Below are 24,613 nucleotides of genomic sequence, written 5' to 3'. Positions count from 1 at the left end.
ATGACCTGAACCGTGTTGCCTCAGCGAGGAAGGCGTATTCTACGCATTTCCGGGTGGTTGTCAACCGCTGTTTTCAGCGAGTGAAGCGAGCGATCCAATCGATAACAAGACGGCGCTAACTTCCTGACAAACCAGAGGTTTTCAACCTCTTTCACCGCTGGTAACGTTTGGCGTCCCCGGCAGCGGATGCGTACTTTACGGATTCAGGGCCGGGTTGGCAAGCGCTTTTTGACAGAAAGTTCAAATAAGCGTCACACGGGCGTAACGCTTCTTACCCGCTTGAATAACATAGCTCTTACCCGTCGCCAGCATGGTGTCTTTAGCAACGACATCGCCGTCGACTTTAACCCGGCCATTACCCAGCATGTCTTTAGCCTGGGCGCTGTTATTTGCAAGCTCTGCCCTGTTTAGCACTGCCGCAATAGGTGCTTCTTCACTACCTTCAAAATCAACCGTCACTTCCGGCAGGTCTTCCGGCAGTTCACCGTCGGCAAGTTGGTTACCCGCTGACTTATGGGCGTTAGCGGCTGCTTCATCGCCGTGGTAGCGGGCAATCAGTTCACGCGCTAGCTCCATTTTCACATCGCGTGGGTTCGCTCCCTGCTCAACGCTCTGCTTAAGCGCCTCGATATCTTCATTTGATTTCAAGGAGAGCAGCTCAAAGTAGCGCCACATTAGGCTATCTGGCATGGAGACCAGTTTATTGAACATCGAACCCGGCGCTTCATCGACACCAATGTAGTTGCCCAAGGACTTCGACATCTTCTGCACGCCGTCTAACCCTTCCAACAGCGGCATGGTAATGACCACCTGGGGTTCCTGGCCGAAGTGCTTCTGAATTTCACGCCCCATCAGCAGATTGAACTTCTGGTCGGTGCCGCCCAGTTCCACGTCCGCCTCAAGCGCTACCGAGTCGTAGCCTTGTACCAGCGGGTAGAGAAATTCGTGGATAGCTATGGGCTGATTGGCTTTATAACGCTTTTCAAAGTCGTCCCGCTCCAGCATACGGGCAACGGTGCTTTGGGCGGCCAGCTCGATCATTTTGGCGGCGGTGAGTTCGCCAAACCACTCGGCGTTAAAGCGCACCTCGGTTTTCTCTGGATCGAGAATTTTAAACACCTGCTCCTTATAGGTTTCAGCGTTAGCTTTAACATCCGCTTCGGTGAGCGGTTTGCGCGTCACGTTTTTACCAGTAGGGTCGCCAATACGTCCGGTAAAGTCACCGATCAAAAAGATAACCGTGTGCCCCAAGTCCTGAAACTGGCGCATTTTGGTCAGCAACACGCTGTGCCCAAGGTGTAAGTCGGGAGCTGTAGGATCAAAACCCGCTTTAATACGCAGCTTGCGGCCTGAAGCCAGCTTTTTACGTAACTCATCCTCTACCAGGATTTCTTGCGTACCCCGCGACAGCAGCGCTAAAGCTTGATCCACCTCACTCATTGCCTCTCTCCACTATAAAAGCTGCCCTTACCGGGCTCAGGTGATAAATAGCCGACGATGTTACCATGCTCGTTCGCCTTGGTTGAGCCCTGGTTTAGCCTTGGCTGAGCTTTAGCCCCCGCTTTGTACGAGTTAGCTTATGAAATCACCTATCGCTTCGCAGCATTACTATATTGGCTTGATGTCCGGCACTAGCCTGGATGGGATTGATGCGGCACTTATCGCCATCGAAGATGATTCTCCGCCCCGGTTACTAGCAACCCACGCAGAGCCGATGCCAGATGAGCTTCATCATATGCTGTTCACACTGTGCCATGCCGAACAGGTGAGCTTCGCCCAGCTTGCAGCGGTGGAAGATGCGTTCTGCCGTTGTCAGGCTCGCGCCGTGCAGCAGCTATTAGTAACGCTCTCATTAGCGCCCGAACACATCCGTGCTATCGGTAGCCACGGCCAAACGATTGAACACGCGCCTAACGGTCATGATGGCGGCCCGGCCTATACGCTACAACTGGACAACCCCAGCCTCTTGGCAGAACTTACCGGCTGCACAGTAGTCGCCGACTTTCGCCGCCGCGACTTAGCCGCCGGTGGTCAGGCCGCACCGCTGGCACCCGCCTTTCATCAAGCACTGTTTGGAAGAGCCGACGCGCACCAGCTGGTGCTTAACTTAGGCGGCTTTGCCAATCTGACTTGGCTTTCTAGCCAACCGAGCGATCCAGTGCTCGGTTTTGATACCGGTCCAGCGAATGCCTTATTGGATGGCTGGTTCTCGCTACATCAAGGTGGCCGGTTTGATCAGAACGGCGACTGGGCCGCTAGCGGCAAGATAGATGAAGAGTTATTGATCCGGTTGTTGTCAGAACCCTTTTTCCAGCAGCGACCACCACGCAGTACGGGGCGTGAGCTCTTCCATCTAAATTGGCTAAGACAACATCTCAGCGGCCATGAAACCGCTGCCGATGTACAGGCAACGCTAGCCGAACTGACCGCGGTTAGCGTCGCCCAAGGAATTGAACAACTGCTGATTGAAGGGCCGCTTACGCTAATCACCGCTGGCGGTGGTGCCCATAACACCTACTTGATGCAGCGCCTTGCCCACCATATTCCCAGTGCTACATTTGCGTCGCCAGCGGCCTACGGCTGGCCTGAAGACTGGATTGAAGCAGGCGCTTTCGCCTGGCTTGCTCATCAGCGCTTGAACCACCTGCCCGGCAACTTGCCTTCGGTCACCGGTGCGCAAGGCTCACGAGTGCTGGGTGGTATTTATGCTGCATAGTTTTTGCTGCGTTATTAACGCTTAATAGTCATCACTATCGCGCAGCCCCAGATGACTTGGCACCTGTTCATCAAGCGAGAGATTGCGCGTTTTGGCATCACTGAAATTGAGTAACATACGCAAATCGTTGGCCGAGTCGGCATGGGCCATCGCTACCTCTCGACTAATCTGCCCTGCCTGATGAAGATCGTGCAGCGCTTGGTCGAAGGTCTGCATCCCAGCATCTTGGGACTTAGCTATCGCTGCTTTAATCTCGGCGACCTCGCCTTTGCGAATCAAGTCGGCAATACGCGGCGACTGCAGCATGAGTTCAATGGCCGCACAGCGACCGCCCGCAAGCGTAGGCAGCAACTGTTGAGCAACAACCGCACGCAGGTTGAGCGAAAGATCCATCCAAACCTGCTCATACCGCTCATGAGGAAAGAAGTGAATAATGCGTTCCAGCGCTTGGTTAGCATTATTGGCATGCAGCGTGGCCAAACACAGGTGACCAGTTTCGGCGAAGGTCAGCGCGTGCTCCATGGTTTCCCGAGTGCGGATTTCACCAATTAGAATCACATCCGGCGCCTGGCGCAGCGTGTTTTTAAGCGCCACCTCAAACGACTCGGTATCAATCCCTACTTCGCGCTGATTTACTATGGCGCGCTGATGGGGGTGCAGGTACTCAATCGGGTCTTCAATGCTGATGATGTGGCCGCCAACGGTCTCGTTGCGCTGCTGAATCATCGCCGCCAGGGTCGTCGATTTACCCGTACCCGTACCGCCCACCACCAGCACCAACCCGCGCTTAGCTTGCGCTAATTCCGCCAGTTGCTCCGGCATACCCAGCGCTTCCAGGCGAGGAATCTTGATGGCGATGCTGCGCACCACCATGGCCATCTGATTACGCTGCTGAAACGCGCTGACCCGAAAACGCCCTTTGCCCTCGCGGCTCAACGCGAAATTTGCTTCACGCTCGCTGGCAAAGCGTTCGCGCAGCCCTTCCGGCAGCGTATGAGTAACCAGTTCATTGACCTGATGAGCGGTTAAACGCTGCTGTCCCAACGGCACCAGCCCACCGGCCATTTTCAGGCTTGGCGGTGCGCCCACGGAGATGAGCAAATCAGAAGCGTTCTGCTCTACCATAATATCGAGGAGTTGATGCAGCCACTGGGTGGGCGAAAGTTGGGCATCTTGCACTCTATGCTCCTTATTCATCCTTTATCGACAGGGTTCCCTTTGCGCTCAGTTGCGCCTCTTCCAAACTTACCACGCCCTCTTTCACTAACCGAGCGAGTGCAGCATCCAGTGTTTGCATGCCCAGGCTGCCACCGGTTTGGATGGAGGAGTACATTTGCGCCACTTTGTCCTCGCGAATCAAGTTGCGCACGGCAGAGGTGGCAATGAGGATTTCGTGAGCGGCAACGCGCCCGCCACCCTCGCGCTTAAGTAAGGTCTGGGATATCACCGCCTGGAGCGATTCAGACAACATTGAGCGCACCATAGCTTTCTCTTCGCCTGGAAAGACATCGATAATTCGATCCACGGTCTTAGCCGCCGAGGTAGTGTGCAGCGTTCCCAGTACCAGATGCCCGGTCTCTGCTGCCGTCAACGCTAAGCGGATAGTCTCCAGATCACGCAGCTCACCGACCAGGATCACATCGGGGTCTTCACGCAGTGCGCTCCGCAGTGCATCGGCAAAGCTATGGGTATCGCGGTGCACTTCGCGCTGATTAATCAAACAGCGCTTGCTGACGTGAACAAACTCAACGGGATCTTCAATGGTCAGAATATGCTCATAACGGTGATCATTAATGTAATCAATCATTGCCGCGAGCGTGGTGCTTTTACCCGACCCCGTCGGCCCTGTTACCAGTACCAAACCACGCGGCAGCATCGCTAGGCGTTCAAATACCTCACCGAGCCCCAGGGTTTGCATCGAGAGCACTTGATTAGGAATGGTGCGAAACACCGCCCCTGCACCGCGCGCTTGGGTGAAAGCATTGACACGAAAGCGTGCAACGCCTGGCACTTCAAAGGAAAAATCAATTTCCAAGTGCTCTTCGTAGTCGCGCCGCTGACGATCATTCATGATGTCGTAGATCAACTTGCGCACATCGTTATTATCGATAGCAGGCACATTGAGCCGACGAATGTCGCCATCAACACGTATCATGGGCGGCAAACCAGCCGAAAGGTGCAAGTCAGAGGCATTCTGCTTTGCCGAGAATGCTAGCAGTTCGGTAATATCCATCTCTCTTCCCAGCTGCGGTAAGGTGCTTGAGTATGACAGACATCGCGCTTAACGAGTCACTCGGCTCTTCATACGGTCAGGCGCGTGAACGCCTGCGTGGCGCATTAGAAGCCGCGGGACGCGTCCAAGATGCAGCCAAGTTGCTAGCGGTCAGCAAGACCAAGCCTGCAGCAATGATTCGCCAAGTTTGGCAGCTTGGTCAGCGTGAATTTGGTGAAAACTATCTGCAAGAAGCGCTGGAGAAACAGACTGAACTGGCTGATCTTGAAGGCATTATATGGCATTTCATTGGTCCGCTGCAGTCCAACAAGACCCGTGCTGTCGCCGAGCACTTTGATTGGGTGCACAGCGTTGATCGACTTAAAATCGCCAAACGCCTTAGCGAACAGCGCCCAACGCACCTAGCGCCACTCAACATCTGCCTGCAGGTTAATATTAGTCGCGAAGCGAGCAAAGCTGGCGTGCTGCCTGAGGAGTTGGAGGCACTCGCTAAGGAAGTGGCCGCGCTACCTAATCTTCGGCTACGGGGTTTAATGGCCATTCCCGCCCCGGCGGAAGGCGTAGATGCTCAGCGCCAGCCATTGGCAGCGCTACGCGAGGCGTTAACCTCCCTAAAGAGCCGCTTGCCCGATGCGCCCCTTGATACACTTTCAATGGGCATGAGCGACGATTTAGAAGCGGCGGTACTCGAAGGTGCCACGCTGGTAAGGTTAGGCACCGCGATTTTCGGCGCCCGCTAATCGGCCTAGGCGCTCAGTCGCCTACCTTTACACTTAACTTACTCTTACTTAAGGACACCTGGTATGGCGAATAAAATTACCTTCATTGGGGCTGGCAATATGGCCAGCGCCATTATTGGCGGCCTCATCGACAGCGGTGTCGCGCCTTCTACTATTACCGCCACCGCGCCGAATGACAGCGAACTGGCAGCGATTAAACAACGCTTGGGCATTAATACCGATACCGATAACAATGCAGCGGTGGCGGAAGCCGATGTGGTGGTACTCGCGGTGAAGCCGCAAATCATGCGCACCGTATGTGAAGCGCTGCGCGACAGCGTTCAGCGCCAGCAGCCATTGGTAATCTCTATTGCGGCAGGCTTGGATGCCGATACTATTGATCAGTGGTTGGGTGGTAGTAACGCCATGGTACGCTGCATGCCCAATACACCCTCGCTCGTTGGCTACGGCGCCAGCGGCCTCTACGCCAATGCGAAAGTAAGCGACGACCAGCGCGACGCGGCCACTCAGCTAATGGAAGCGGTCGGCATTGTCGAGTGGGTGGAAGAGGAAGCCCTGTTAGATGCAGTGACCGCCGTTTCCGGCAGTGCACCGGCCTACTTCTTTCTGATGTTCGAAGCCATGGAAGAGGCGGCGGTTAAACTCGGCCTGCCTGCCGCCACCGCACGCCGCCTCGCTATTCAAACCGCGCTCGGAGCCGCCACCATGGCGCAGCAAAGTGACAAAGATCCAGCCACGCTGAAACAGAACGTAATGTCGCCGGGCGGCACTACCGAACGAGCCATTCAACATATGGAAGAGGCACAATTGCGCACTACCATTGCCGACGCCATGCAAGCCTGCGCCGACCGCGCTCAGGCAATGGCCAAGGAATTGAGCGGAAACTGATAGTTTAGTCACACCACCGCTTCGCAACGACTCATCAAGGAGACACAATAATGGGCAATGAACTGGGCAGTGCAGGGTTAATGCTGGTCAATACTCTCATCAATATTTACCTATTTTTACTGATGCTGCGTTTTCTATTGCAGGCTTCGCGGGCCGATTACTATAACCCGCTAAGCCAGTCGGTGGTCAAAATCACCCAGCCGGTAGTAGGCCTTTTTCAAGGCTTTTTAGGCCCCGTTGCTGGTCGTTTTGATCTTGCTACATTAGCAGCAGGCTTTGTATTGAAAGTCGTCAGCATCGTCGCCATTTTCATGGTGATTGGCATTGGCATGCCGCCGATTCCTGGCCTGCTGATCGCGGGCGCGGCGGCCTTGGCGAATGCGATTTTAAAAATCTACTTCTTCGCCATGATTGTGATGATTATCTTAAGCTGGGTTGCTCCCAATGCCAGCCACCCAGGTGCGCTGCTGGTGATGCAGTTGGTGGAACCGATTATGGCACCAGTGCGCAAGGTGGTGCCGTCGCTGGGCATGATCGATCTTTCGCCTATCGTGGTGTTTATTGCCATTAATCTAATTGATGGTTTGGTAGTTGGCTCAATGATTCGAGCGGCGGGCATCTCCGGCGCATTAGTCGGGCTGTAATGGCCCGCCTCTTGTATCAATGGATATTGTCATCGATCCATTCAGTCGCACTCTTTAAGCAGGACTAGCGCCTTCAATGCCTGATTCAGACACTCTTGCGTTTGCAGACCGCCCGACGACTTCGGTCGGCTTGGTGACTCCGCACGTGGCACGCTTCGACACGCCGCTCGCTCTTGCCTGCGGTAAAGTACTGCCTGCCTACGAACTCATTTATGAAACTTACGGCACGCTGAACGCTGAACGCAGCAACGCGGTGCTGATTTGCCATGCACTTTCTGGCCACCACCACGCTGCGGGCTATCATAGTGAAGAAGATCGTAAGCCCGGCTGGTGGGATGCCCACATTGGCCCAGGCAAAGCGATTGATACCAACCGTTTTTTTGTGGTTTCGCTGAATAACCTCGGTGGCTGCCACGGCAGCACCGGGCCGATAAGCCACAACCCTGACACTGGCCGCCAGTGGGGCCCTGAATTTCCCATGGTCACGGTTAGCGACTGGGTGGCAAGCCAAGCACGCCTAGCCGACCACCTGGGGATTGAGCGCTGGGCGGCGGCAGTAGGCGGCAGCCTTGGTGGCATGCAGGTCATGCAGTGGACCATGACGTACCCGGAGCGGGTTGCTAACGCGGTAGTGATTGCCGCAACACCGCGGCTCTCGGCGCAAAATATCGCTTTTAACGAAGTGGCCCGCCAGGCGATTCGCTCTGATCCTGAGTTTTTCGGCGGCTGGTATGCGGAGCACGACACCGTACCCAAACGCGGGCTGAAACTGGCGCGCATGGTGGGGCATATTACCTACCTGTCAGAAGACGCGATGGGCAGTAAGTTTGGCCGCGACCTGCGTAGCGATGACCTTAATTTTGGCTTCGACGTCGAGTTCCAGGTGGAGTCCTACTTACGCTATCAGGGCGACACTTTTTCCACTGCCTTTGATGCCAATACGTACCTGTTGATGACCAAAGCGCTGGACTACTTTGACCCTGCTGCCACCCAAGGCGGCGATTTTGCCAAGGCGCTTGCGCCAGCGCAGTGCCCTTTTTTGATTGTCAGCTTTACCACCGACTGGCGCTTTCCGCCCTCACGCTCCCGCGAGCTCGTCGATGCGCTGACTCGGGCAGGCAAGTCGGTCAGCTACGCCAATATCGACTCCCCCCACGGGCACGATGCCTTCTTACTCTCAGAGCCACGCTACGACGCCATTTTCAGCGCCTTTATGAATCGCGCTGCTCGTGACCTTAAGCTTGACGAGGAGACGCCATGATGCGTGCCGATCTGGAACTGATTTACGACTGGGTACCCGAAGGCGCCCACGTGCTGGATCTTGCCTGCGGCGATGGCGCGCTGCTTGAAACACTGGCGCGCAATAAAGGCGTGACCGGCTATGGTTTAGAGATAGACCATGACGGTATCAACGCCTGCGTTGCCCGTGGAATCAGCGTGATTGAACACAACTTGGATGACGGTTTAAGCAGCTTTTGCGACAACAGCTATGATCAGGTGATCATGACCCAAGCGCTGCAGGCCCTGCGCCGCCCGGATAAAATGCTCGATGAGATGCTGCGCGTCGCCGAAGAGGGGATCATTACCTTTCCCAACTTCGCCTACTGGCGCCACCGTGTGCATTTGGGCCTGCGAGGCTATATGCCGGTATCCAAGTCGCTACCTCACGCTTGGTACGATACGCCCAACATTCACTTATCTACGTTCAACGACTTTGAGCATCTATGCCGCGAAAAAGGGCTGGTGATTGTTGATCGTGCAGTGGGCGTGGGGGATCATCAAGGCCACTGGAAATCGCGGCTATGGCCCAACTTATTCGGTGAAATTGCTATTTTCCGCGTTCGCCGCCGCTAGACGGATACATTTACTCAGGCTCATGACGATTGATGGAGATATGTCCATGTTACGCCGCTTAATGATCAGCGCTGCCCTCGTCGGCACGCTCTTTGCCACCGCCACTGCCTACGCGGAACAGTTCGCCCGCGTTGGGGATTACGAAATTCACTACAGTGCGGTGAACAGCAGCTTTTTGACCCCGGAAGTGGCCCAGGCGCATAATCTTCAGCGCAGTGCTAACCGCGGCTTGGTCAATGTTAGCGTGCGTGAGCGCCAGGAGGATGGCGGTACTCGCGCCGTCAATGCCAGCGTGCAGGGCCATGTGAGCGGCTTAACCGGGGTTCAGGAATCCCTCAGCTTTCGTACCGTTCATGACGGCGATGCCACTTACCATCTTGCGCCTTTCACAATGCGTGAAGATGAAAGCATGCGCTTTGAGTTAAGCGTGCGCTACGACCGCAACGCCGCCCCCGAACCGGTGAACTTTATTCAGCGTTTTTATATTGACCGTTAAGCCGCACAGATAGTTGGCGGGATAACCCTACCCCGGTCGGTCGGCCCTGCTCTCGCGCCACGTCAATGCCATAGGCCAGCACTTCCACACCGCTGGCCGCAGCCTTCGCCAGGGCCGCTGCGTAAGTCGCATCAATATGCGCAGCGGCGGCCACGTCAGCAATCCCCTCATGTGCCACGCAAAACAGTAGCACCGCCCGTTCGCCTTGTTCTGCCAATACCCTCAGTGAATGCAGATGCTTGGTGCCACGCACGCTTACCGAGTCAGGAAAGTAGCCGTGGCCATCCTCCTCTTTAAGGGTAACCTGCTTCACTTCGATATACGCTCGCCCCCGCTCGGGGTCATCCAGCATAAAATCAAGCCGAGCATCGACCACTTTCACCTCCCGACGTAAGGTGGCATAGCCTGCCAGCGGCACCAACTCACCCACCTGCAGCGCGGTTTCAACGATGCGGTTGGCGCGGCCGGTATGCACAGAAGCCAGCGCCGCCTGACCATTCGGCTGAGGTAACTCGATAAACTCCCAGGTCCAGGCAAGCTTGCGTTTAGGGCTGTCGCTGGGTGATAGCCAGACCCGGCATCCCGGCACATTCACCGCTTTCATTGAACCGGTATTAGGGCAGTGGGCGACCACTTCGCGTCCGTCATCCAAAAGCACATCCGCCAGAAACCGCTTGTAGCGCCTGAGCAGCGTGCCAGGCACCAGCGTCGGATACGCCAGCATCACAGCCTGCCCACAAGGCGCGCAATCCGTGCCACCGCCTCTTCCAGACGCGCCACATCGTTGGTAAACGCAATACGCACATGGTGTTCGCCACCGCGCACGGCAAAATCGATGCCGGGGGTAATCGCTACATTCTCTTCCTGCAGCAGCCGTTCGCAGAACGCTTGGCTATCGCGGCTATAGCGAGAAATATCCAGCCACAGATAAAACGCCCCCTGGGGCGGTAGGTCCGGTGCCAGCCCCAAGCCTGCAAGCCCCTCTAAAAGTACCTGACGGCGCTCTTTCAGAGTTTCGCGGCGCTGTTCGAGAATCCCGCGGCATTCCGGCGTAAAAGCTGCTAGCGCGGCATGCTGTGAAGGCGTTGGCGCGGCAAGAAACATATTCTGCGCCAGCCGCGTTAACGGCTCCACGGCACGCTCAGGCGCCACCAACCAGCCCAGGCGCCAGCCGGTCATGCCAAAATATTTTGAGAAACTGTTCACCACAAAGGCGTCAGCGGAAAGCGAAGTGGCCGACAGCGGCGCATCATCGTAGTTAAGCCCTTGATAGATCTCATCGACAATCACCTCGCCTTTACGCTCAGCGACAGTGGCTAACACGGCAGTGAGCTGCTGTGCACTGAGCGTGTGCCCAGTTGGATTGGAAGGTGACGCCAGCATCGCAAGGCTCGTATCCTCGCGCCAGTGCTCGGCGACCAAGGCAGCATCCAACTGCCAGCCGCTCTCACGCCCCACGGAGATCGCATCAATCTCAGCGCCTGCCAAGGCCATAAAGTGTCGGTTGCAGGGGTAGTTGGGGTCAGCCATCAGCACCCGTGTACCGGTTGCGACGAGTAACTGGCTGGCCAGCAGTAGCGCTCCAGAAGCACCGGGCGTCACCAATATGCGCGCCGGATCCACGTTAGCGTTAAAGTGCTCTGCGTAGTGCCCTGCTATAGCCTCGCGTAGCGCGGGCAAGCCCGCAGCGGGTGTGTAGCGAGTATGGCCGTTTGCCAGCGCCGTTTGTCCTGCTGCAATAATCGGCTCAGGAGTAACAAAATCAGGTTCGCCCACCTCTAAATGAATCACATCGTGACCGGCGGCTTCCCGCGCCTGGGCCATTTCCAACAAATGCATGACCCGAAAAGGGGCAACGTGAGCGACACGCGAATTCCAGGCCATAATAGCTCCTTAAGCTAGTCGTTATTAAAAGCTAACTAAAACATAATGCTAGCTATATTAAGTGCAAGACTATCGTCGAAAGCGCACCATTATGCTTGCAAACCAGCCATTTTTCAGCTAAACAAGCATCCCTTTGGCGTGAGATCGTGACAGTCGCTCATGGTCGATCAGTAGTCACATATGTAAGGGGCAGTCCCATGCCAGTAGCAGAAAAGAAAACGGAAGCGTCCAAGTCCTTCACCCCGTATGAGCCAGCACCGGGTGAAGAGTATATGAACGAGCAGCAGCTAGCGCACTTCCGACAGCTGTTGCTGGATTGGAAACAGGATCTCATGGAAGAGGTGGATCGTACCGTACGCCACCTGCAGGAAGATGCGAATAACTACGCCGACCCCGCCGACCGCGCCACCCAGGAAGAGGGCTTTAGCCTGGAACTGCGTACTCGGGATCGCGAGCGTAAGCTGCTCAAAAAAATCAACGAGACGCTGGATAACATCGATGACGACGATTACGGTTTCTGCGAAGCCTGCGGCGTTGAGATCGGCATCCGCCGTTTAGAAGCTCGCCCCACCGCTACGCTATGCGTGGATTGCAAAACCTTGGCGGAACTCAAAGAGAAACAGCTCGGCGGCTGAGCATTAAAACAACGTTCTCATTGAACGCGGGCACCTTAGGGTGCCCGTTTTTGTTAACGACCCATTTTTATTAACGATTAGGCGCGCCGCTGCCTGCACCACTTAGGACGACGCTGACATGCCCCTTCCTGCTCGCTACCGCGGTCGTTTTGCGCCAACGCCCTCAGGCCCGCTGCATTTTGGTTCTTTGGTCGCCGCCTTAGGCAGCTATTTAGACGCCCGCGCAGCACAGGGAGAGTGGTTGGTGCGCATTGAGGATATCGACCCGCCGCGCTGCCCCCAAGGGGCGGCGAGTACTATTCTGCGCCAGTTGGAAACCTTTGGGCTAGCGTGGGATGGGAGTGTTATTTGGCAGCACACCCGTGATGAGGCTTATCAAATTGCCTTAGACCGGCTTGTCCAGCTTGGTCTTGCTTATCCCTGCAGCTGTTCCCGCAAGCAGTGGCAAGGTTATGACATCTATCCCGGCTGGTGCCACGAGGGGGTGTGCGATCCCACTAAACCTGTGGCTTGGCGGCTACGCAGCGACCTTGGCAAACGCCCTATTCACTGGCAAGACCGGCTATTCGGCGCACAGCAGTTTGACCCGGCAGCGCTAGGTGATGTGGTACTGAAGCGCAAAGATGGCCTATGGGCGTATCAGCTCGCCGTCGTCGTTGATGACGCCGAGCAGCAGATTACCGATGTGGTGCGGGGGCTCGATTTGCTCGACAACACCCCCTGGCAGCGCCAGTTGCAAGCCGCGCTTCAGTTTCCGCAACCGCGTTACCTTCATTTACCGTTGATCGTCACCGCTGAAGGGCAAAAGCTCTCCAAGCAGAATCTGGCCCCCGCCCTGGCTGAAGATGAACAAGGGGTCCGCCAGCAGCTTTTTCAGGCGCTGGAAGCGCTTGACCAAGCGCCGCCCAAAGAGCTTGCCTTCGAGCCCCCGGCGACTCAGCTACACTGGGCAGTAGCGAATTGGACAGTGTCACGACTGCGCCCCACCGCTCACCGCCAAACGCCTGTATCAATAGCTTCATCAACCCCATCTTTAACGCCGCCTTCGAGCACCACTGGAGACTGATATGTACGTTTATCGCATTATGCTGTTCTTGGTGTTTGGCGGTTATCTGCTCTCCCCGCTATTGATGAATGGCTGGAGCGACCCCGAAGCTGCCTGGTATCGCCCCTTCGCGATCTGGGGTGGATTAATTGCCTTGACCCTGTGGCTGGAGCAGAAGAGGAAGCTTGATGAACGTTGAGGTGCACGTTGAGATAGTCGGCGTCCTACTGCTTGGGTTGGGCTATTTAGCACTGCTTTTTGGCTGCGGTTTTGCCGTAGAGCGGGGCTGGGTGCCGGTGCGCATTACCCGTCACCCGATTGTCTACATTCTTGCTCTCGGTGTTTACGCCAGCGCCTGGGCGATTTACGGCAGCGTGGAAATGGCCGCCAACGCCGGTTTTGGCTTTCTGGCCTACTACCTTGGCGCGGCGGGGGCGTTCTTGCTCGCCCCTGTCTTGCTGGTGCCTATCCAGCGCATTACCCGCACCTACCAGTTAACGTCACTCGCGGACCTGTTTGCCTTTCGTTTTCGCTCCCGGTGGGCAGGTACGCTGGTCACCTTGGTAAGCCTGTTGGCAGTGCTGCCGCTGCTCGGTATTCAGGTACAGACCCTCGGTGACGCCATCAATATCATGACCGCAAGCCAAGCAGGCGGTAGCGTTGCACTGCTTTTTTGTGCAGTCATTGCCGCCTTCGCGGTGATTTTCGGCGCCCGTCACAGCCAGTCTCATGGACGTCACGACACCCTGCTTAGCGCTATTGCGTTTGAATCGATTGTGAAACTACTGGCCATGCTCGGGTTAGGGGCGGTTGCCATGTGGATGGTGTTTGACGGCCCCGGTGACTTACAGCTTTGGCTGGAAGGGCCTGGTGCGGCTCTTCAACAGCAGACGCCCAAACTTGATCCTGCACAATGGCGAACCCTACTCCTGCTATTTTTCGCTGCGGCGTTTATGATGCCGCATCTTTTTCATATCAGCTTTGCTGAAAGCCTATCGCGGCATACCCTGCTACAAGCCAGTTGGGCACTACCGCTTTTCTTACTGCTCATGGCACTGCCCGTACCGTTAATCTGGTGGGCTGCTCAGTCGGTCAATCCAGATATTCCTATTGCGGCCTATGCCGCTTACCTAATAACCGAACACTGGTGGGTAGGGGCGTTGGCATTTATCGGTGGGCTGGCGGCCGCCAGCGGCACCATGATTATGATTGCGCTGGCACTCTCTGGCATGGTGTTGAATCATATTGTGTTGGTAGCGAGGCCACCTGAAGCACGCAGCGATCTCTATGGCTGGCTGCTATGGCTGCGCCGTGGCCTAGTGGTTGCTGTGATCATCGGTGGCTGGCTGTTTTACCAGTGGGTAGGCCGTCATCACGGCTTAATCGGCCTTGGGTTAGCCGCTTTTGTGGGCATGGCTCAGTGCCTGCCTGGCATGCTAGCGCTGCTCTATTGGCCAGGCGCTAACCGTAAAGGCATGATTGTTGGCTTAGTCGCGGGTGTCAGTGTGTGGCTATGGGGCCTATGGCTGCCACTTACGTTCTCACTACCCGTACCGCAACTGCCCTTTACCCCGTTTACCGCCGCCGACGCCCCGGTTTGGTACAACGTGACGCTGTTATCGTTAGCGGTCAATATCCTACTGCTGATTGTGATATCGCTGTTCACGCGTATTTCAGAAGGCGAACAGTCCGCCGCGGAAGCGTGCTCGGTAGATGCGGTGATCCGCTCTAAGCGCTTTCCGCTTGAAGCCGCCACTGCTAGTGACTTCTCCACACACTTAGCCCAAGCACTTGGCGACGAAGCCGCCAGTCGAGAAGTCGCCCGTGCCTTGAAAGCCCTCAATTTTACACCTCAAGAGCGCCGCCCCTATGCACTGCGCCGCTTACGCGACCGCATTCAGGCAAACCTTTCGGGCCTTATGGGACCGTCGGTTGCCCGGGATATCGTAGATCGCTACCTACCCTATCGCCATGACGACGCCCCGGAAACCGACGATATTCACTTTGTTGAAAGCCGCTTAGAAGCCTATCGCTCGCGGTTAACCGGGCTGGCTCGGGAGCTAGACGGTTTACGCCGTCACCACCGCCAAACGCTGGCCTACTTACCGGTTGGGCTTTGCGTGCTAGGCGATGACGATGAGCTACTGATGTGGAATCAGGCGCTCTCGCAACTTTCAGGCATTAGCGGTGACAGCGTGATCGGCTCACGCCGTGACAGCCTACCCGCCCCCTGGCCCAGCCTACTGGGCAGCGTATTGGATACCGTGCAAAACCCGCTCTACAAGCAAGCGGTAACCCTGCACGGCAAAGACTATTTTCTTACCCTGCACAAAGCGATTCTCAGCGGTCACGACAGCCGTGGCGGTAGCGTTATTCTGATTGAAGATCACACTGAAATGAAATGGCTTGAAGACGAGCTTGTGCATGCGGCACGTCTTGCCTCAATAGGCCAATTGGCCGCCGGGGTCGCCCACGAAATAGGCAATCCGATTACCGGCATCTCTTCGCTAGCGCAAAACTTACGCTACGACACCGATGATCCAGCCCTGTTGGAAACCGCCGATCAAATTCAGCAGTTGACCCAGCGGGTGACTAAAATCGTTAACTCTTTGGTCGGCTTTGCCCACGGAGGACGCCAATCGGTGCCGCTGCCTGCCTCGCCTGTGGCGCTTTCATCAATGAGCGAAGACGCATTGCACTTGATACATCTGGTACGCTCGGGAGAGGATGTCACCTTGGTTAATGAGGCTCCCCAGGATATTGTCGTACGCGGCGATGCCCAGCGGTTAACCCAAGTGATGGTTAACCTGCTGAGTAACGCCCGGGACGCCTGCGGCCAAGGTGGGCAAGTGCACATTACGGCAGGCAGCCACGAGCAGTTGGCTTGGTGGCGAGTCACCGATAATGGCCAGGGGATTGACCCGCGGGTACGCGATCACCTATTCGAACCGTTTACAACGACTAAGCCAGCGGGCGAAGGCACCGGCCTGGGTCTTTCATTGGCTTACCAGATTATCAATGAACACCAAGGTAAAATAGACGTGGCCTCGCCACCGCCCGGACAGCCTTGCGGCACAGCCATTACTCTATGGCTGCCGCTCTACCAACAGGATGATCAGCCAGCCCATGCCCAGGATTCTGATTGTTGAAGATGAAGCGATTATTCGCAGCGCGTTAAAGCGCCTGCTGGAACGCCACGACTACACGGTCAGCGAAGCAGGCAGCGCTGAAGAAGCCTGCCAGCTTGAGCTTAAGGGCTTCGACCTCATCATCAGCGATCTGCGCCTGCCGGGCGAGCCGGGCACGACGCTCATTGCGGAAGCCACGCCCGTGCCGGTATTGATCATGACCAGTTATGCGAGCATGCGTTCTGCGGTAGAAGCGCTCAAACTAGGCGCGGTGGACTACGTTGCTAAACCGTTTGACCACGCTGAACTGCTAGAAACAGTTGAGCGCATTCTGCACAAGCAGTCGATGCAGCAAAGCCCACCGCCAGATATCACCGACGCCGGAGGTGGCCGGCAAACCATGATCGGCAACTGCGCGTCCATGCAGCACGTCTACACCCGCATTCGCAAAACTGCTCCGGCGGACGTCACCGTACTGATTCTGGGCGAGTCAGGCACGGGGAAAGAGCTTGTAGCACGGGCGATACACCAGCAGAGCAAACGCGCCAAAGCGCCATTGATCAGCGTTAACTGCGCGGCGATTCCTGAAACGCTGATTGAGTCCGAGCTGTTCGGCCATGAAAAAGGCGCTTTTACTGGCGCCAGCGCTTCACGCACCGGGTTAGTCGAAGCTGCCGATGGCGGTACGCTATTTCTGGATGAGATCGGTGAATTGCCACTAGATGCCCAGGCGCGCCTGCTACGCGTTCTTCAAGAGGGCGAAATTCGTAAAATTGGCTCGGTAGAAACCCGTCACGTCAACGTCCGCCTGATTGCCGCCACTCATCGTGATTTACGGGCACTGTCAAAAACCGGCGAGTTCCGCCTTGATCTGTACTACCGTTTAAACGTCATGCAGATCGAGCTGCCGCCGCTACGCGAGCGCGAAGATGACGTGCTTGAAATTGCCGATATTCTGCTCGACAAGGCGTGCAAGCGTCACGAGCGCACCGGCCTGCGCCTATCCCGCGCCGCCCGCCAGGATCTGCGCGATTACCCTTGGCCGGGCAACGTGCGTGAACTGGAGAATGCCCTTGAGCGCGGGGTTATTCTTGCCGAAGGGCATCTGATTCACCCGGATGATTTGGGATTAGCGCCCCCCACCCCACGCCCCCATACACCGTCTGCTAACACCTCAACAAGCGGTGGCAGCGTGGATAAGGTCGTTGAAGAGAATGAAGACGACCTCTCGTTAGAAGATTACTTTCAGCACTTTGTGCTTGAGCATCAAGATCAAATGAGCGAAACCGAACTGGCACAGAAACTTGGCATTAGCCGCAAAAATCTTTGGGAGCGCCGCCAGCGGCTTGGCATACCTCGTAAAAAAACCGCTCGACGTCCCAGTTAAACGTCTCCTATTCAAATCGACATAACCAAATCAACATAACCCGGCTACGACTATTGCCTAATATGCTGATTTAAATAAGAAATATTTCGGCTTACTTAATTATTTCACTGTTACCTTCCCACACAACCCAGCGCACAAACCTGCTCGAAAGGGGTAACACTTCCTGCGCTGTAAAATTTCTTGTTGAGACGAAAACCGCCAACCTTATGAAATTTATGATTTATCCAGCAGGTGGCACAGCGCCTGCAATATTACTGGGTAAGAAAAACAAACTGGGCATAGCGGTAGGTCACCAACAAAAACAACATGACCACGCCCCAACCAGAGCCATAACAAGAACAACAGGGCCAGGTAGAGATAACGGTACTAATAAGAACAACAGGCTTGAATCTCATTACTTGCTGGCGCAGGCAGCACAGGCGCAGCGAACAATAATAAAACGAGCAAGTAGCCCGAAAGGACGCGACGTACACCACGAATTGACATTCTAACAACAACAATAGCAGTCAGTGTGTACACCCCGGCGCCAATAATAATTCCCCGGGGGAAGAGAGTTCGCGGTTGGATTATTGTTTTGAATACGAGGCGGTCGGAACCATCGTGATCCTTACGCCTACCGACTGCGGTGCGTATTCAGGGCGATGTGCCATCATGAAGAAAAATAGCAGCATGGATGCTGATTAATTGCTTAATAGGGGAGGCTCTCTTAGCCTCCCCTTTCCGTGTTTGCTCCCTTGAGTTATACAAGCCAACGTCAGGTGCTTTGCAAGCCCCTCTTTGCAAGCCATAGAGGGTCGGCTACACTCAGCCACTATTATTTTTATTTGGTGCTCGTTTAAAGTGGTTTTAACGACTTCTTTTCGATCATTTTACCTACCCTGCGAGTTGAAGTTATCGCATGTTTAAAGGATTTACCCGTTTCCTACATAGCCCGGGGGAGCAATTGAAAACATTGCCTGATCCCCAAGAGAGCACCACTACTGCACTCTCTCCGCGCAACATCCCTCGGTCAGAGCATCCTGTTTCTCGCCAGCATATTAGCGATGCCGCTTTAAAAGTGCTTTATCGCCTTAGCGGCGCGGGTTTCGAGGCCTATTTAGTTGGCGGCTGTATCCGTGACGCGCTGCTTGGTAAGATGCCTAAAGATTTTGATGTAGCCACCAATGCCACCCCCGAGCAAGTACGCGACCTGTTTCGTAACTCGCGTCTGATCGGCCGCCGTTTTCGGATTGTCCATGTGCGCTTTGGCCGCGAGGTCATTGAGGTCACCACCTTCCGTGGCAAACCCCAAGACGAGCATGGCGATCATATCGCCCACCAGTCCGATGAAGGGTTGTTACTGCGCGACAATGTGTGGGGCAACATCGAAGAAGATGCGCTGCGTCGCGACTTCACCATCAATGCGCTCTACTACAATATCGCCGACTTCAGCATCACCGATTTTGCCAACGGTGCTGACGATATAAAAACTCGCACACTGCGTTTGATTGGTGACCCGACCACACGTTACCGCGAAGACCCCGTGCGTATGCTGCGGGCAGTGCGCTTCGCGGCTAAGCTCGACTTCACGCTGGACCCGGCCACTGAAGCGCCAATGTATGATCAGGCGCCGCTGCTGCTGCAAATCCCCCCAGCGCGCCTATTCGATGAAGTACTCAAGCTATTCATGTCGGGCCACGGTCTCGTTACGTTCCGCCTACTCAGCCACTATGGCCTGTTCGGCATGCTATTTCCCGAAGCTGAAGAGGCCATGGCCGACGCCGCTTGGGCGGAAGAGCTGATTGAGCAAGCGCTGACCAATACCGACAAGCGGATTGCTGAAGAGCGCCCGGTCACGCCCGCTTTTCTACTCGCAGCATTCCTGTGGGCGCCGGTCAAACAGCGCCAGGAAGAGCTCGAACAAGAAGGTATGCCAGCTATTCCCGCCTTGCAAGCAGCTGCTCAGCAGGTCGTTTCTCGTCAGTTAGAGTTCACCTCGATTCCCAAGCGCTTTGGTATTCCCATGCGTGAAATTTGGGAATTGCAGCAGCGTTTACCCCAGCGGCGTGGTAAAAAAGCTTTCCAAACCCGCGAGCATCCGCGCTTCCGGGCGGGTTATGACCTGCTACTGCTGCGCGAGCAGGCCGGTGAAATACCCCGCGGTCTAGGCGACTGGTGGACAGCCTTCCAGCGCGGCGATGAGCACGAACAGCGCCGCTTGCTGCAAAAGGTTGGCGGCGATCCTGCAAGCCAAGGTGATCGTCGTCGTAAGAGGCGGCGCAAACCCTCTAGTCCTGCGTCTGAGTAGCGAGTGATGTCGACCCAGCTCACTTATATTGGTTTAGGCAGTAATCTTGCTTCCCCCCTTGAGCAGGTTCGCCAAGCGCTTGTTGAGCTGGCCATGCTGCCACTGAGCCGCTTGGTAGCAACTTCATCGCTCTACGTCAGTCGCCCAGTGGGGCCGCAAGATCAGCCGGACTTTATTAACGCTGTTGCGGCGCTGGAAACGCGCCTCTCACCACTGGCGCTGCTCGACCAGCTTCAGGCGTTAGAGCAGCAGCATCGCCGCCAGCGCCAGCGTCACTGGGGGCCACGCACCCTTGATCTCGACCTGCTGCTCTATGGCAATAGCCAGATCAGCACACCACGGCTAAACGTACCCCACCCACAAATGACCGCGCGCGCCTTTGTACTGGCACCACTGGCTGAGATTGCACCCTCACTGAACCTGCATCAACAACCGATAACGGCCTGGCTTGCAGGTATCGAGTTACCGGACCTGGAACGCCTACCCCACGCCTAGTGTGCGGGCAACGCTACCATCTGACACAAATCTCGACACCGACACACCATTCAGGTAACAATTGCCGGTTAAGCCACTTCACGCATGCAGGGATGCAGCGTTAATAATGGTCGGTAGCCTATGTCGCGCTGGCCTTACGTACGTAAAATAAGAGAGCACGCCATGAAAACCGTCACTCTAAGCACGCTGCAGGCCTATAAGCAGGCTGGCGAGACGTTCAGTTGCCTCACCGCTTACGATGCCTCCTTTGCCCACGCGGCAAGCCAAGCCGGCATCGACGTTCTGCTCGTCGGTGATTCACTGGGCATGGTACTGCAGGGCCATAACAGCACCCTGCCCGTCACTATTGAAGACATCGTCTACCACACCCACTGTGCCGCACGTGGTAAAGGCCACAGCCTGCTGATGGTGGACCTACCCTTTATGAGCAATACCACCACCGAACGCCTGCTCGAAGATGCCGCGGCCGTTATGCGCGCGGGCGCTGAACTGGTCAAACTGGAAGGCGAAGCGTGGATGGCCGATGATATCCGTGAATTGACCCGTCGCGGCGTACCGGTTTGCGCTCACTTAGGCTTAACGCCACAAACCGTGCACCAACTCGGTGGCTATAAAGTTCAGGGGCGCGAAGCCGCTCACGCGGAACGCATCATTAATGACGCAAAAGTGCTTGTCGAAGCGGGTGCATCGGTCATTCTGCTTGAGTGCGTGCCCGCCAGTCTGGGTAAAGCAGTCACCGAAGCACTGAATGTACCGGTGATTGGCATAGGCGCTGGCCCCGACACTGATGGTCAGATTCTGGTAATGCACGATGTGCTGGGTGTTACCCACGGCCGCACACCGCGCTTCGTGAAAAACTTTATGGTAGACGCCGATAGCATTCAAACTGCCTTCCAGCACTACCACGAAGCGGTCAAAACACGCACCTTCCCGGCCCAAGAGCACTGCTTCTGAAGACTGTTTCTAAAGACTGCTTCTAAAGACTGCTTCTAAAGATCGTTTCTGAAGACCGCTTTTAAAAGAAGACACATCCACTATGCGCACTTTGCGAGAAATTGATCAGCTACGCAGCACGTTGCGGGAACACCGCCAACAAGGCCTGCGTATTGCCCTGGTGCCCACGATGGGAAACCTGCACGCTGGGCACTTAGCGCTAGTCGCCTGCGCGCGCCAGCATGCTGACATTGTGGTCTCCAGCCTGTTTGTAAACCCGATGCAGTTCGGCCCCGGGGAAGACCTTGATGGTTACCCTAGAACGTTTAGCGCCGACCAGGCACAGCTGACCGAGGCTGGCTGTGATGTGCTATTCGCCCCTGCGGTAAGCGCTCTCTATCCAAATGGTTTAGATACTCAGACCCGCGTCCACGTCCCTGTCGTTGGTGAAGGATTGTGCGGTGGCTCCCGCCCTGGACATTTTGATGGCGTTTCAACGGTCGTCAGCATGCTGTTTAACCTGGTGCAGCCAGACGTTGCCTGCTTTGGCGAGAAAGATTACCAGCAGCTTGCGGTGATTCGTAAGCTGGTGCGCGACCTGCACATGCCCATTGAGATCATCGGCGTGCCCATCGTGCGAGCAGCGGACGGGTTGGCGCTTTCATCGCGTAATGGCTATTTGAGTAGCGAAGAGCGGGCGCAAGCCCCTGCGCTATTTCGCATCTTATGTACGCTACGCGATGCACTGGAGCGTGGCGAGCCCATGGAAGACCTATTACACCAGGGTAAAACGTTGCTAGCGGATGCGGGTTTTACGCCGGACTACCTGGAGCTGCGCGATGTCTCACTTGCACCAGTGGATCCTACCACCCGCCACGCGGTGCTGCTGGCCGCCGCCAAGCTGGGCCCGGCACGGTTAATCGATAACCTCACTGTTCAGCTACCAGCCAGCCAATAAACAAACAACGGGGAATATAGGAACTGTCATGCATACCATTATGCTTAAAGCCAAGCTACACATGGCACGCGTTACCCATGCGGTACTCAACTACGAAGGCTCCTGCGCCATTGATGGTGACCTATTGGATATGGCAGGCATTCGCGAAAACGAGCAAATTCAGATTTATAATGTCGAGAACGGTGAGCGATTCACTACTTACGCTATTCGCGGTGAAGAAGGCTCTAAGCTAATTTCAATCAATGGGGCTGCCGCCCACCTCGCCGCACCGGGACATCGCATTATTATCTGCAGTTACGCACACTACTCTGAGGCTGAGCTTGAAAACCATCAGCCCGCACTGGTCTACCTCCAGGAAGGTAACCAGGTTAGCCACACCAGCAACATCATGCCGGTGCAACTAGCCTAACATTTCACTTCCTCCACGCTTGCTTAAACGGGCCATCATTTGGCCCGTTTTTATTTGCCTATAAAAGCGTATTGCCGCAACGCCCCCCCTTCCCCTATGCTGAAGAGACAGTTGACAGAGCACGACTAAAAGAGCACGGCTGAAAGAGTACGCCTATCGGGCATCTGGTTTCAGAGTGTCTGTTATTTACTCCAGGAGTCATCTTATGCAAGAAGTAGTCATTGTTGCGGCACGCCGCACCGCCGTGGGCGCTTTCGGTGGTTCTCTCGCGGGTATTCCCGCAAGCGATCTAGGCGCCCTGGTGATCAAAGATATTCTCGCCTCTACCGGCGTTTCCCCGGACCAAGTTGATGAAGTCCTTCTGGGTCAGGTGCTCACCGCAGGTGTAGGTCAGAACCCAGCGCGCCAAGCGGCTATTAAGGCAGGATTGCCGGATGCAGTACCGGCCATGACGATTAATAAAGTATGTGGTTCCGGCCTTAAAGCGCTACACCTCGCCACTCAGGCGATTCGCTGTGGCGATGCCGAACTTATTCTGGCGGGTGGCCAGGAGAACATGTCGGCTTCTCCTCACGTACTGCCCAACTCACGTAACGGCCAGCGCATGGGCGATTGGAAAGCCATTGACTCCATGGTGCATGACGGCCTGTGGGACGCCTTCAACAACTATCACATGGGCATTACTGCTGAGAACTTAGCCGAGAAGTACGGGATCACCCGTGAAGAGATGGATGAGTTCGCTGCCCAATCTCAGCAGAATGCTGCGAATGCGATCAAAGAGGGTCGTTTCAAAAGCCAAATAGTGCCGGTACATATTCCGCAGCGCAAAGGCGATCCGATTGTATTTGATACCGACGAGAACCCACGCGAAGTCACTGCCGAAAAGTTGGCGGGCATGAAGCCAGCATTTAAAAAAGATGGCACCGTTACGGCGGGTAACGCCTCCTCATTAAATGATGGTGCGGCCGTCGTGATGATCTGCTCTGCTGAAAAAGCCAAACAGCTAGGCCTTGAGCCATTAGCACGTATTGCGGCTTATGCTAACGCAGGCGTTGATCCGGCCATTATGGGCATTGGCCCGGCACCTGCAACCCGTCGTTGCCTCGAAAAAGCGGGCTGGAGCTTGGATGACTTGGATCTAGCAGAAGCGAACGAAGCGTTCGCGGCACAGGCACTGTCGGTTAATAAAGAGCTCGGCTGGGATGTCAGCAAGGTGAATGTTAACGGTGGTGCCATTGCCCTTGGTCACCCGATTGGCGCATCAGGCTGTCGCGTACTCATCTCACTGCTGCACGAGATGATCGCACGCGATGCCAAGAAAGGTCTCGCTACGCTGTGTATCGGCGGTGGTCAGGGTGTTGCGTTGGCTATCGAGCGGCCTTGATATACTCCGTAACACTCTCACTGCAATCCAAGCCCCCGTCACTCACGGGGGCTTTTTTTGTGCGCCCGGCACGGGCGCACTCCTGGAGGTGCAAGTCCTCCCGTAAGCTGGCCACAGCGAACGAAGCGAAGCGCAACTGCGGAAGGGTGACCAACCGTGGGAAGGAAGCGTGGAGCGTAAACCGCGAGCCGATGAACAAGAACCGGATAGGAGGCGCTGCCAAGCAGGGCGAGCGGGCAAGAAGCCGCGAAGCTCTTGTGGCCAAGGCGACGTAGCGTATATCCGGCGGTTGTGCGGTGAAGGAGTGTGTTCTTACCCGGGGAGATCTCGCCTTATGCCTGAAAGGGCAACGTGACCCCACGGAGCGAGAAGTCAGCAGAGGCCGTAGTAGCTCCTCGTTTTTTTTTTTTTTGGAGCAAAGGGCCGAACGAGAAGGAGCGTCAAACGTCTTGTCGATGAGATCAGTAACGCATCAGATGCCCGCGACTGCGGGGCGG

23 protein-coding genes are annotated in these 24,613 nt (G+C 55.8%); 18 read left to right on the top strand and 5 right to left on the bottom strand.

The window, feature by feature from the left end:
• Positions 1–240: 240 nt before the first annotated feature.
• Positions 241–1,440 carry a tyrosine--tRNA ligase gene (gene tyrS / locus ACQKE4_RS18205; protein WP_427389700.1) on the bottom strand — a complete coding sequence of 400 codons (1,200 nt, stop codon included), beginning with the start codon at positions 1,438–1,440 and terminating at the stop codon, positions 241–243.
• A gap of 139 nt (positions 1,441–1,579) precedes the next feature.
• Here tyrS and ACQKE4_RS18200 point away from each other — a divergent pair, with 139 nt between their 5' ends.
• Positions 1,580–2,716 carry an anhydro-N-acetylmuramic acid kinase gene (locus tag ACQKE4_RS18200; RefSeq protein WP_427389699.1) on the top strand — a complete coding sequence of 379 codons (1,137 nt, stop codon included), beginning with the start codon at positions 1,580–1,582 and terminating at the stop codon, positions 2,714–2,716.
• 21 nt (positions 2,717–2,737) lie between these two features.
• Here the strand turns inward: ACQKE4_RS18200 and ACQKE4_RS18195 are convergent, their stop codons facing one another.
• Positions 2,738–3,913 (bottom strand): PilT/PilU family type 4a pilus ATPase, encoded by a 1,176-nt coding sequence (locus ACQKE4_RS18195; RefSeq protein WP_427389698.1) that lies wholly within the window; start codon positions 3,911–3,913, stop codon positions 2,738–2,740.
• Positions 3,906–4,949: a type IV pilus twitching motility protein PilT gene (locus tag ACQKE4_RS18190; protein ID WP_427389697.1), complete on the bottom strand. Its 1,044-nt coding sequence runs from the start codon at positions 4,947–4,949 to the stop codon at positions 3,906–3,908. Before ACQKE4_RS18190 ends, ACQKE4_RS18195 begins: the two co-directional genes overlap by 8 nt.
• A 32-nt stretch (positions 4,950–4,981) precedes the next feature.
• Between ACQKE4_RS18190 and ACQKE4_RS18185 the strand changes: the two genes are divergently transcribed.
• The 6 genes from ACQKE4_RS18185 (at position 4,982) to ACQKE4_RS18160 (ending at position 9,571) form a co-directional block, all read left to right on the top strand.
• The gene (locus tag ACQKE4_RS18185; protein WP_427389696.1) at positions 4,982–5,689 is read left to right on the top strand and encodes a YggS family pyridoxal phosphate-dependent enzyme; all 708 of its coding nucleotides are present in this window, start codon (positions 4,982–4,984) and stop codon (positions 5,687–5,689) included.
• A gap of 63 nt (positions 5,690–5,752) precedes the next feature.
• Positions 5,753–6,577 carry a pyrroline-5-carboxylate reductase gene (gene proC / locus ACQKE4_RS18180; protein WP_427389695.1) on the top strand — a complete coding sequence of 275 codons (825 nt, stop codon included), beginning with the start codon at positions 5,753–5,755 and terminating at the stop codon, positions 6,575–6,577.
• 50 nt (positions 6,578–6,627) lie between these two features.
• A complete protein-coding gene (locus ACQKE4_RS18175) occupies positions 6,628–7,221 on the top strand; it encodes a YggT family protein (protein WP_427389694.1) in 594 nt (197 codons plus the stop codon).
• A gap of 76 nt (positions 7,222–7,297) precedes the next feature.
• Positions 7,298–8,482: a homoserine O-succinyltransferase MetX gene (metX, locus tag ACQKE4_RS18170; RefSeq protein WP_427389693.1), complete on the top strand. Its 1,185-nt coding sequence runs from the start codon at positions 7,298–7,300 to the stop codon at positions 8,480–8,482.
• Positions 8,482–9,075 (top strand): methionine biosynthesis protein MetW, encoded by a 594-nt coding sequence (metW, locus tag ACQKE4_RS18165; protein WP_290834091.1) that lies wholly within the window; start codon positions 8,482–8,484, stop codon positions 9,073–9,075. Before metX ends, metW begins: the two co-directional genes overlap by 1 nt.
• Before the next feature lie 46 nt (positions 9,076–9,121).
• Positions 9,122–9,571 (top strand): DUF4426 domain-containing protein, encoded by a 450-nt coding sequence (locus ACQKE4_RS18160; protein WP_427389692.1) that lies wholly within the window; start codon positions 9,122–9,124, stop codon positions 9,569–9,571.
• Here ACQKE4_RS18160 and sfsA read toward each other — a convergent pair.
• Both sfsA and ACQKE4_RS18150 read right to left on the bottom strand, forming a co-directional pair.
• Positions 9,543–10,295 carry a DNA/RNA nuclease SfsA gene (gene sfsA, locus ACQKE4_RS18155; RefSeq protein WP_427389691.1) on the bottom strand — a complete coding sequence of 251 codons (753 nt, stop codon included), beginning with the start codon at positions 10,293–10,295 and terminating at the stop codon, positions 9,543–9,545. The genes ACQKE4_RS18160 and sfsA overlap by 29 nt on opposite strands.
• On the bottom strand, positions 10,295–11,455 hold the full coding sequence (locus tag ACQKE4_RS18150) for an aminotransferase class I/II-fold pyridoxal phosphate-dependent enzyme (RefSeq protein ID WP_427389690.1): 1,161 nt from the start codon (positions 11,453–11,455) through the stop codon (positions 10,295–10,297). The genes sfsA and ACQKE4_RS18150 overlap by 1 nt, the downstream gene beginning before the upstream one ends.
• 197 nt (positions 11,456–11,652) lie before the next feature.
• Between ACQKE4_RS18150 and dksA the strand changes: the two genes are divergently transcribed.
• The 11 genes from dksA (at position 11,653) to ACQKE4_RS18095 (ending at position 24,116) form a co-directional block, all read left to right on the top strand.
• Positions 11,653–12,090 carry an RNA polymerase-binding protein DksA gene (dksA, locus tag ACQKE4_RS18145; RefSeq protein ID WP_008958813.1) on the top strand — a complete coding sequence of 146 codons (438 nt, stop codon included), beginning with the start codon at positions 11,653–11,655 and terminating at the stop codon, positions 12,088–12,090.
• Positions 12,091–12,208: 118 nt separating this feature from the next.
• Positions 12,209–13,156 (top strand): tRNA glutamyl-Q(34) synthetase GluQRS, encoded by a 948-nt coding sequence (gene gluQRS / locus ACQKE4_RS18140; RefSeq protein WP_427389689.1) that lies wholly within the window; start codon positions 12,209–12,211, stop codon positions 13,154–13,156.
• Between the two features lies 1 nt (position 13,157).
• The gene (locus ACQKE4_RS18135; protein ID WP_007111811.1) at positions 13,158–13,334 is read left to right on the top strand and encodes a hypothetical protein; all 177 of its coding nucleotides are present in this window, start codon (positions 13,158–13,160) and stop codon (positions 13,332–13,334) included.
• A complete protein-coding gene (locus ACQKE4_RS18130) occupies positions 13,324–16,284 on the top strand; it encodes an ATP-binding protein (RefSeq protein WP_427389688.1) in 2,961 nt (986 codons plus the stop codon). The genes ACQKE4_RS18135 and ACQKE4_RS18130 overlap by 11 nt, the downstream gene beginning before the upstream one ends.
• Complete coding sequence (locus ACQKE4_RS18125; protein WP_427389687.1) at positions 16,262–17,650, top strand: sigma-54-dependent transcriptional regulator; 1,389 nt, start codon at positions 16,262–16,264, stop codon at positions 17,648–17,650. The genes ACQKE4_RS18130 and ACQKE4_RS18125 overlap by 23 nt, the downstream gene beginning before the upstream one ends.
• Before the next feature lie 898 nt (positions 17,651–18,548).
• On the top strand, positions 18,549–19,937 hold the full coding sequence (gene pcnB / locus ACQKE4_RS18120) for a polynucleotide adenylyltransferase PcnB (RefSeq protein WP_427389686.1): 1,389 nt from the start codon (positions 18,549–18,551) through the stop codon (positions 19,935–19,937).
• Positions 19,938–19,943: 6 nt separating this feature from the next.
• Positions 19,944–20,432, top strand: a complete 489-nt coding sequence (gene folK, locus ACQKE4_RS18115; protein ID WP_427389685.1) for a 2-amino-4-hydroxy-6-hydroxymethyldihydropteridine diphosphokinase — start codon at positions 19,944–19,946, stop codon at positions 20,430–20,432.
• 162 nt (positions 20,433–20,594) lie between these two features.
• Positions 20,595–21,386, top strand: coding sequence for a 3-methyl-2-oxobutanoate hydroxymethyltransferase (panB, locus tag ACQKE4_RS18110; RefSeq protein WP_427389684.1), 792 nt, complete (start codon positions 20,595–20,597; stop codon positions 21,384–21,386).
• 82 nt (positions 21,387–21,468) lie between these two features.
• Entirely contained in the window at positions 21,469–22,323 is an 855-nt protein-coding gene (panC, locus tag ACQKE4_RS18105) for a pantoate--beta-alanine ligase (RefSeq protein WP_427389683.1), read from the top strand.
• A 28-nt stretch (positions 22,324–22,351) separates the two neighbouring features.
• Positions 22,352–22,732, top strand: coding sequence for an aspartate 1-decarboxylase (gene panD, locus ACQKE4_RS18100; protein WP_427389682.1), 381 nt, complete (start codon positions 22,352–22,354; stop codon positions 22,730–22,732).
• 205 nt (positions 22,733–22,937) lie between these two features.
• Positions 22,938–24,116 carry an acetyl-CoA C-acetyltransferase gene (locus ACQKE4_RS18095; protein ID WP_427389681.1) on the top strand — a complete coding sequence of 393 codons (1,179 nt, stop codon included), beginning with the start codon at positions 22,938–22,940 and terminating at the stop codon, positions 24,114–24,116.
• Positions 24,117–24,613 lie beyond the last annotated feature (497 nt).

The sequence above is a fragment of the Halomonas sp. NPDC076908 genome (assembly GCF_050269715.1).
Lineage (GTDB): Bacteria > Pseudomonadota > Gammaproteobacteria > Pseudomonadales > Halomonadaceae > Vreelandella.
This window is presented reverse-complemented; position numbering and strand designations above follow the sequence as displayed.

What these genes read in the sequence shown, in the direction of transcription:
- tyrS (WP_427389700.1), bottom strand. Translation starts at nt 1,440, where the DNA reads ATGAGTGAGGTGGATCAAGCTTTAGCGCTGCTGTCGCGGGGTACGCAA.
- ACQKE4_RS18200 (WP_427389699.1), top strand. Translation starts at nt 1,580, where the DNA reads ATGAAATCACCTATCGCTTCGCAGCATTACTATATTGGCTTGATGTCC.
- ACQKE4_RS18195 (WP_427389698.1), bottom strand. Translation starts at nt 3,913, where the DNA reads ATGAATAAGGAGCATAGAGTGCAAGATGCCCAACTTTCGCCCACCCAG.
- ACQKE4_RS18190 (WP_427389697.1), bottom strand. Translation starts at nt 4,949, where the DNA reads ATGGATATTACCGAACTGCTAGCATTCTCGGCAAAGCAGAATGCCTCT.
- ACQKE4_RS18185 (WP_427389696.1), top strand. Translation starts at nt 4,982, where the DNA reads ATGACAGACATCGCGCTTAACGAGTCACTCGGCTCTTCATACGGTCAG.
- proC (WP_427389695.1), top strand. Translation starts at nt 5,753, where the DNA reads ATGGCGAATAAAATTACCTTCATTGGGGCTGGCAATATGGCCAGCGCC.
- ACQKE4_RS18175 (WP_427389694.1), top strand. Translation starts at nt 6,628, where the DNA reads ATGGGCAATGAACTGGGCAGTGCAGGGTTAATGCTGGTCAATACTCTC.
- metX (WP_427389693.1), top strand. Translation starts at nt 7,298, where the DNA reads ATGCCTGATTCAGACACTCTTGCGTTTGCAGACCGCCCGACGACTTCG.
- metW (WP_290834091.1), top strand. Translation starts at nt 8,482, where the DNA reads ATGCGTGCCGATCTGGAACTGATTTACGACTGGGTACCCGAAGGCGCC.
- ACQKE4_RS18160 (WP_427389692.1), top strand. Translation starts at nt 9,122, where the DNA reads ATGTTACGCCGCTTAATGATCAGCGCTGCCCTCGTCGGCACGCTCTTT.
- sfsA (WP_427389691.1), bottom strand. Translation starts at nt 10,295, where the DNA reads ATGCTGGCGTATCCGACGCTGGTGCCTGGCACGCTGCTCAGGCGCTAC.
- ACQKE4_RS18150 (WP_427389690.1), bottom strand. Translation starts at nt 11,455, where the DNA reads ATGGCCTGGAATTCGCGTGTCGCTCACGTTGCCCCTTTTCGGGTCATG.
- dksA (WP_008958813.1), top strand. Translation starts at nt 11,653, where the DNA reads ATGCCAGTAGCAGAAAAGAAAACGGAAGCGTCCAAGTCCTTCACCCCG.
- gluQRS (WP_427389689.1), top strand. Translation starts at nt 12,209, where the DNA reads ATGCCCCTTCCTGCTCGCTACCGCGGTCGTTTTGCGCCAACGCCCTCA.
- ACQKE4_RS18135 (WP_007111811.1), top strand. Translation starts at nt 13,158, where the DNA reads ATGTACGTTTATCGCATTATGCTGTTCTTGGTGTTTGGCGGTTATCTG.
- ACQKE4_RS18130 (WP_427389688.1), top strand. Translation starts at nt 13,324, where the DNA reads ATGAACGTTGAGGTGCACGTTGAGATAGTCGGCGTCCTACTGCTTGGG.
- ACQKE4_RS18125 (WP_427389687.1), top strand. Translation starts at nt 16,262, where the DNA reads ATGCCCAGGATTCTGATTGTTGAAGATGAAGCGATTATTCGCAGCGCG.
- pcnB (WP_427389686.1), top strand. Translation starts at nt 18,549, where the DNA reads ATGTTTAAAGGATTTACCCGTTTCCTACATAGCCCGGGGGAGCAATTG.
- folK (WP_427389685.1), top strand. Translation starts at nt 19,944, where the DNA reads ATGTCGACCCAGCTCACTTATATTGGTTTAGGCAGTAATCTTGCTTCC.
- panB (WP_427389684.1), top strand. Translation starts at nt 20,595, where the DNA reads ATGAAAACCGTCACTCTAAGCACGCTGCAGGCCTATAAGCAGGCTGGC.
- panC (WP_427389683.1), top strand. Translation starts at nt 21,469, where the DNA reads ATGCGCACTTTGCGAGAAATTGATCAGCTACGCAGCACGTTGCGGGAA.
- panD (WP_427389682.1), top strand. Translation starts at nt 22,352, where the DNA reads ATGCATACCATTATGCTTAAAGCCAAGCTACACATGGCACGCGTTACC.
- ACQKE4_RS18095 (WP_427389681.1), top strand. Translation starts at nt 22,938, where the DNA reads ATGCAAGAAGTAGTCATTGTTGCGGCACGCCGCACCGCCGTGGGCGCT.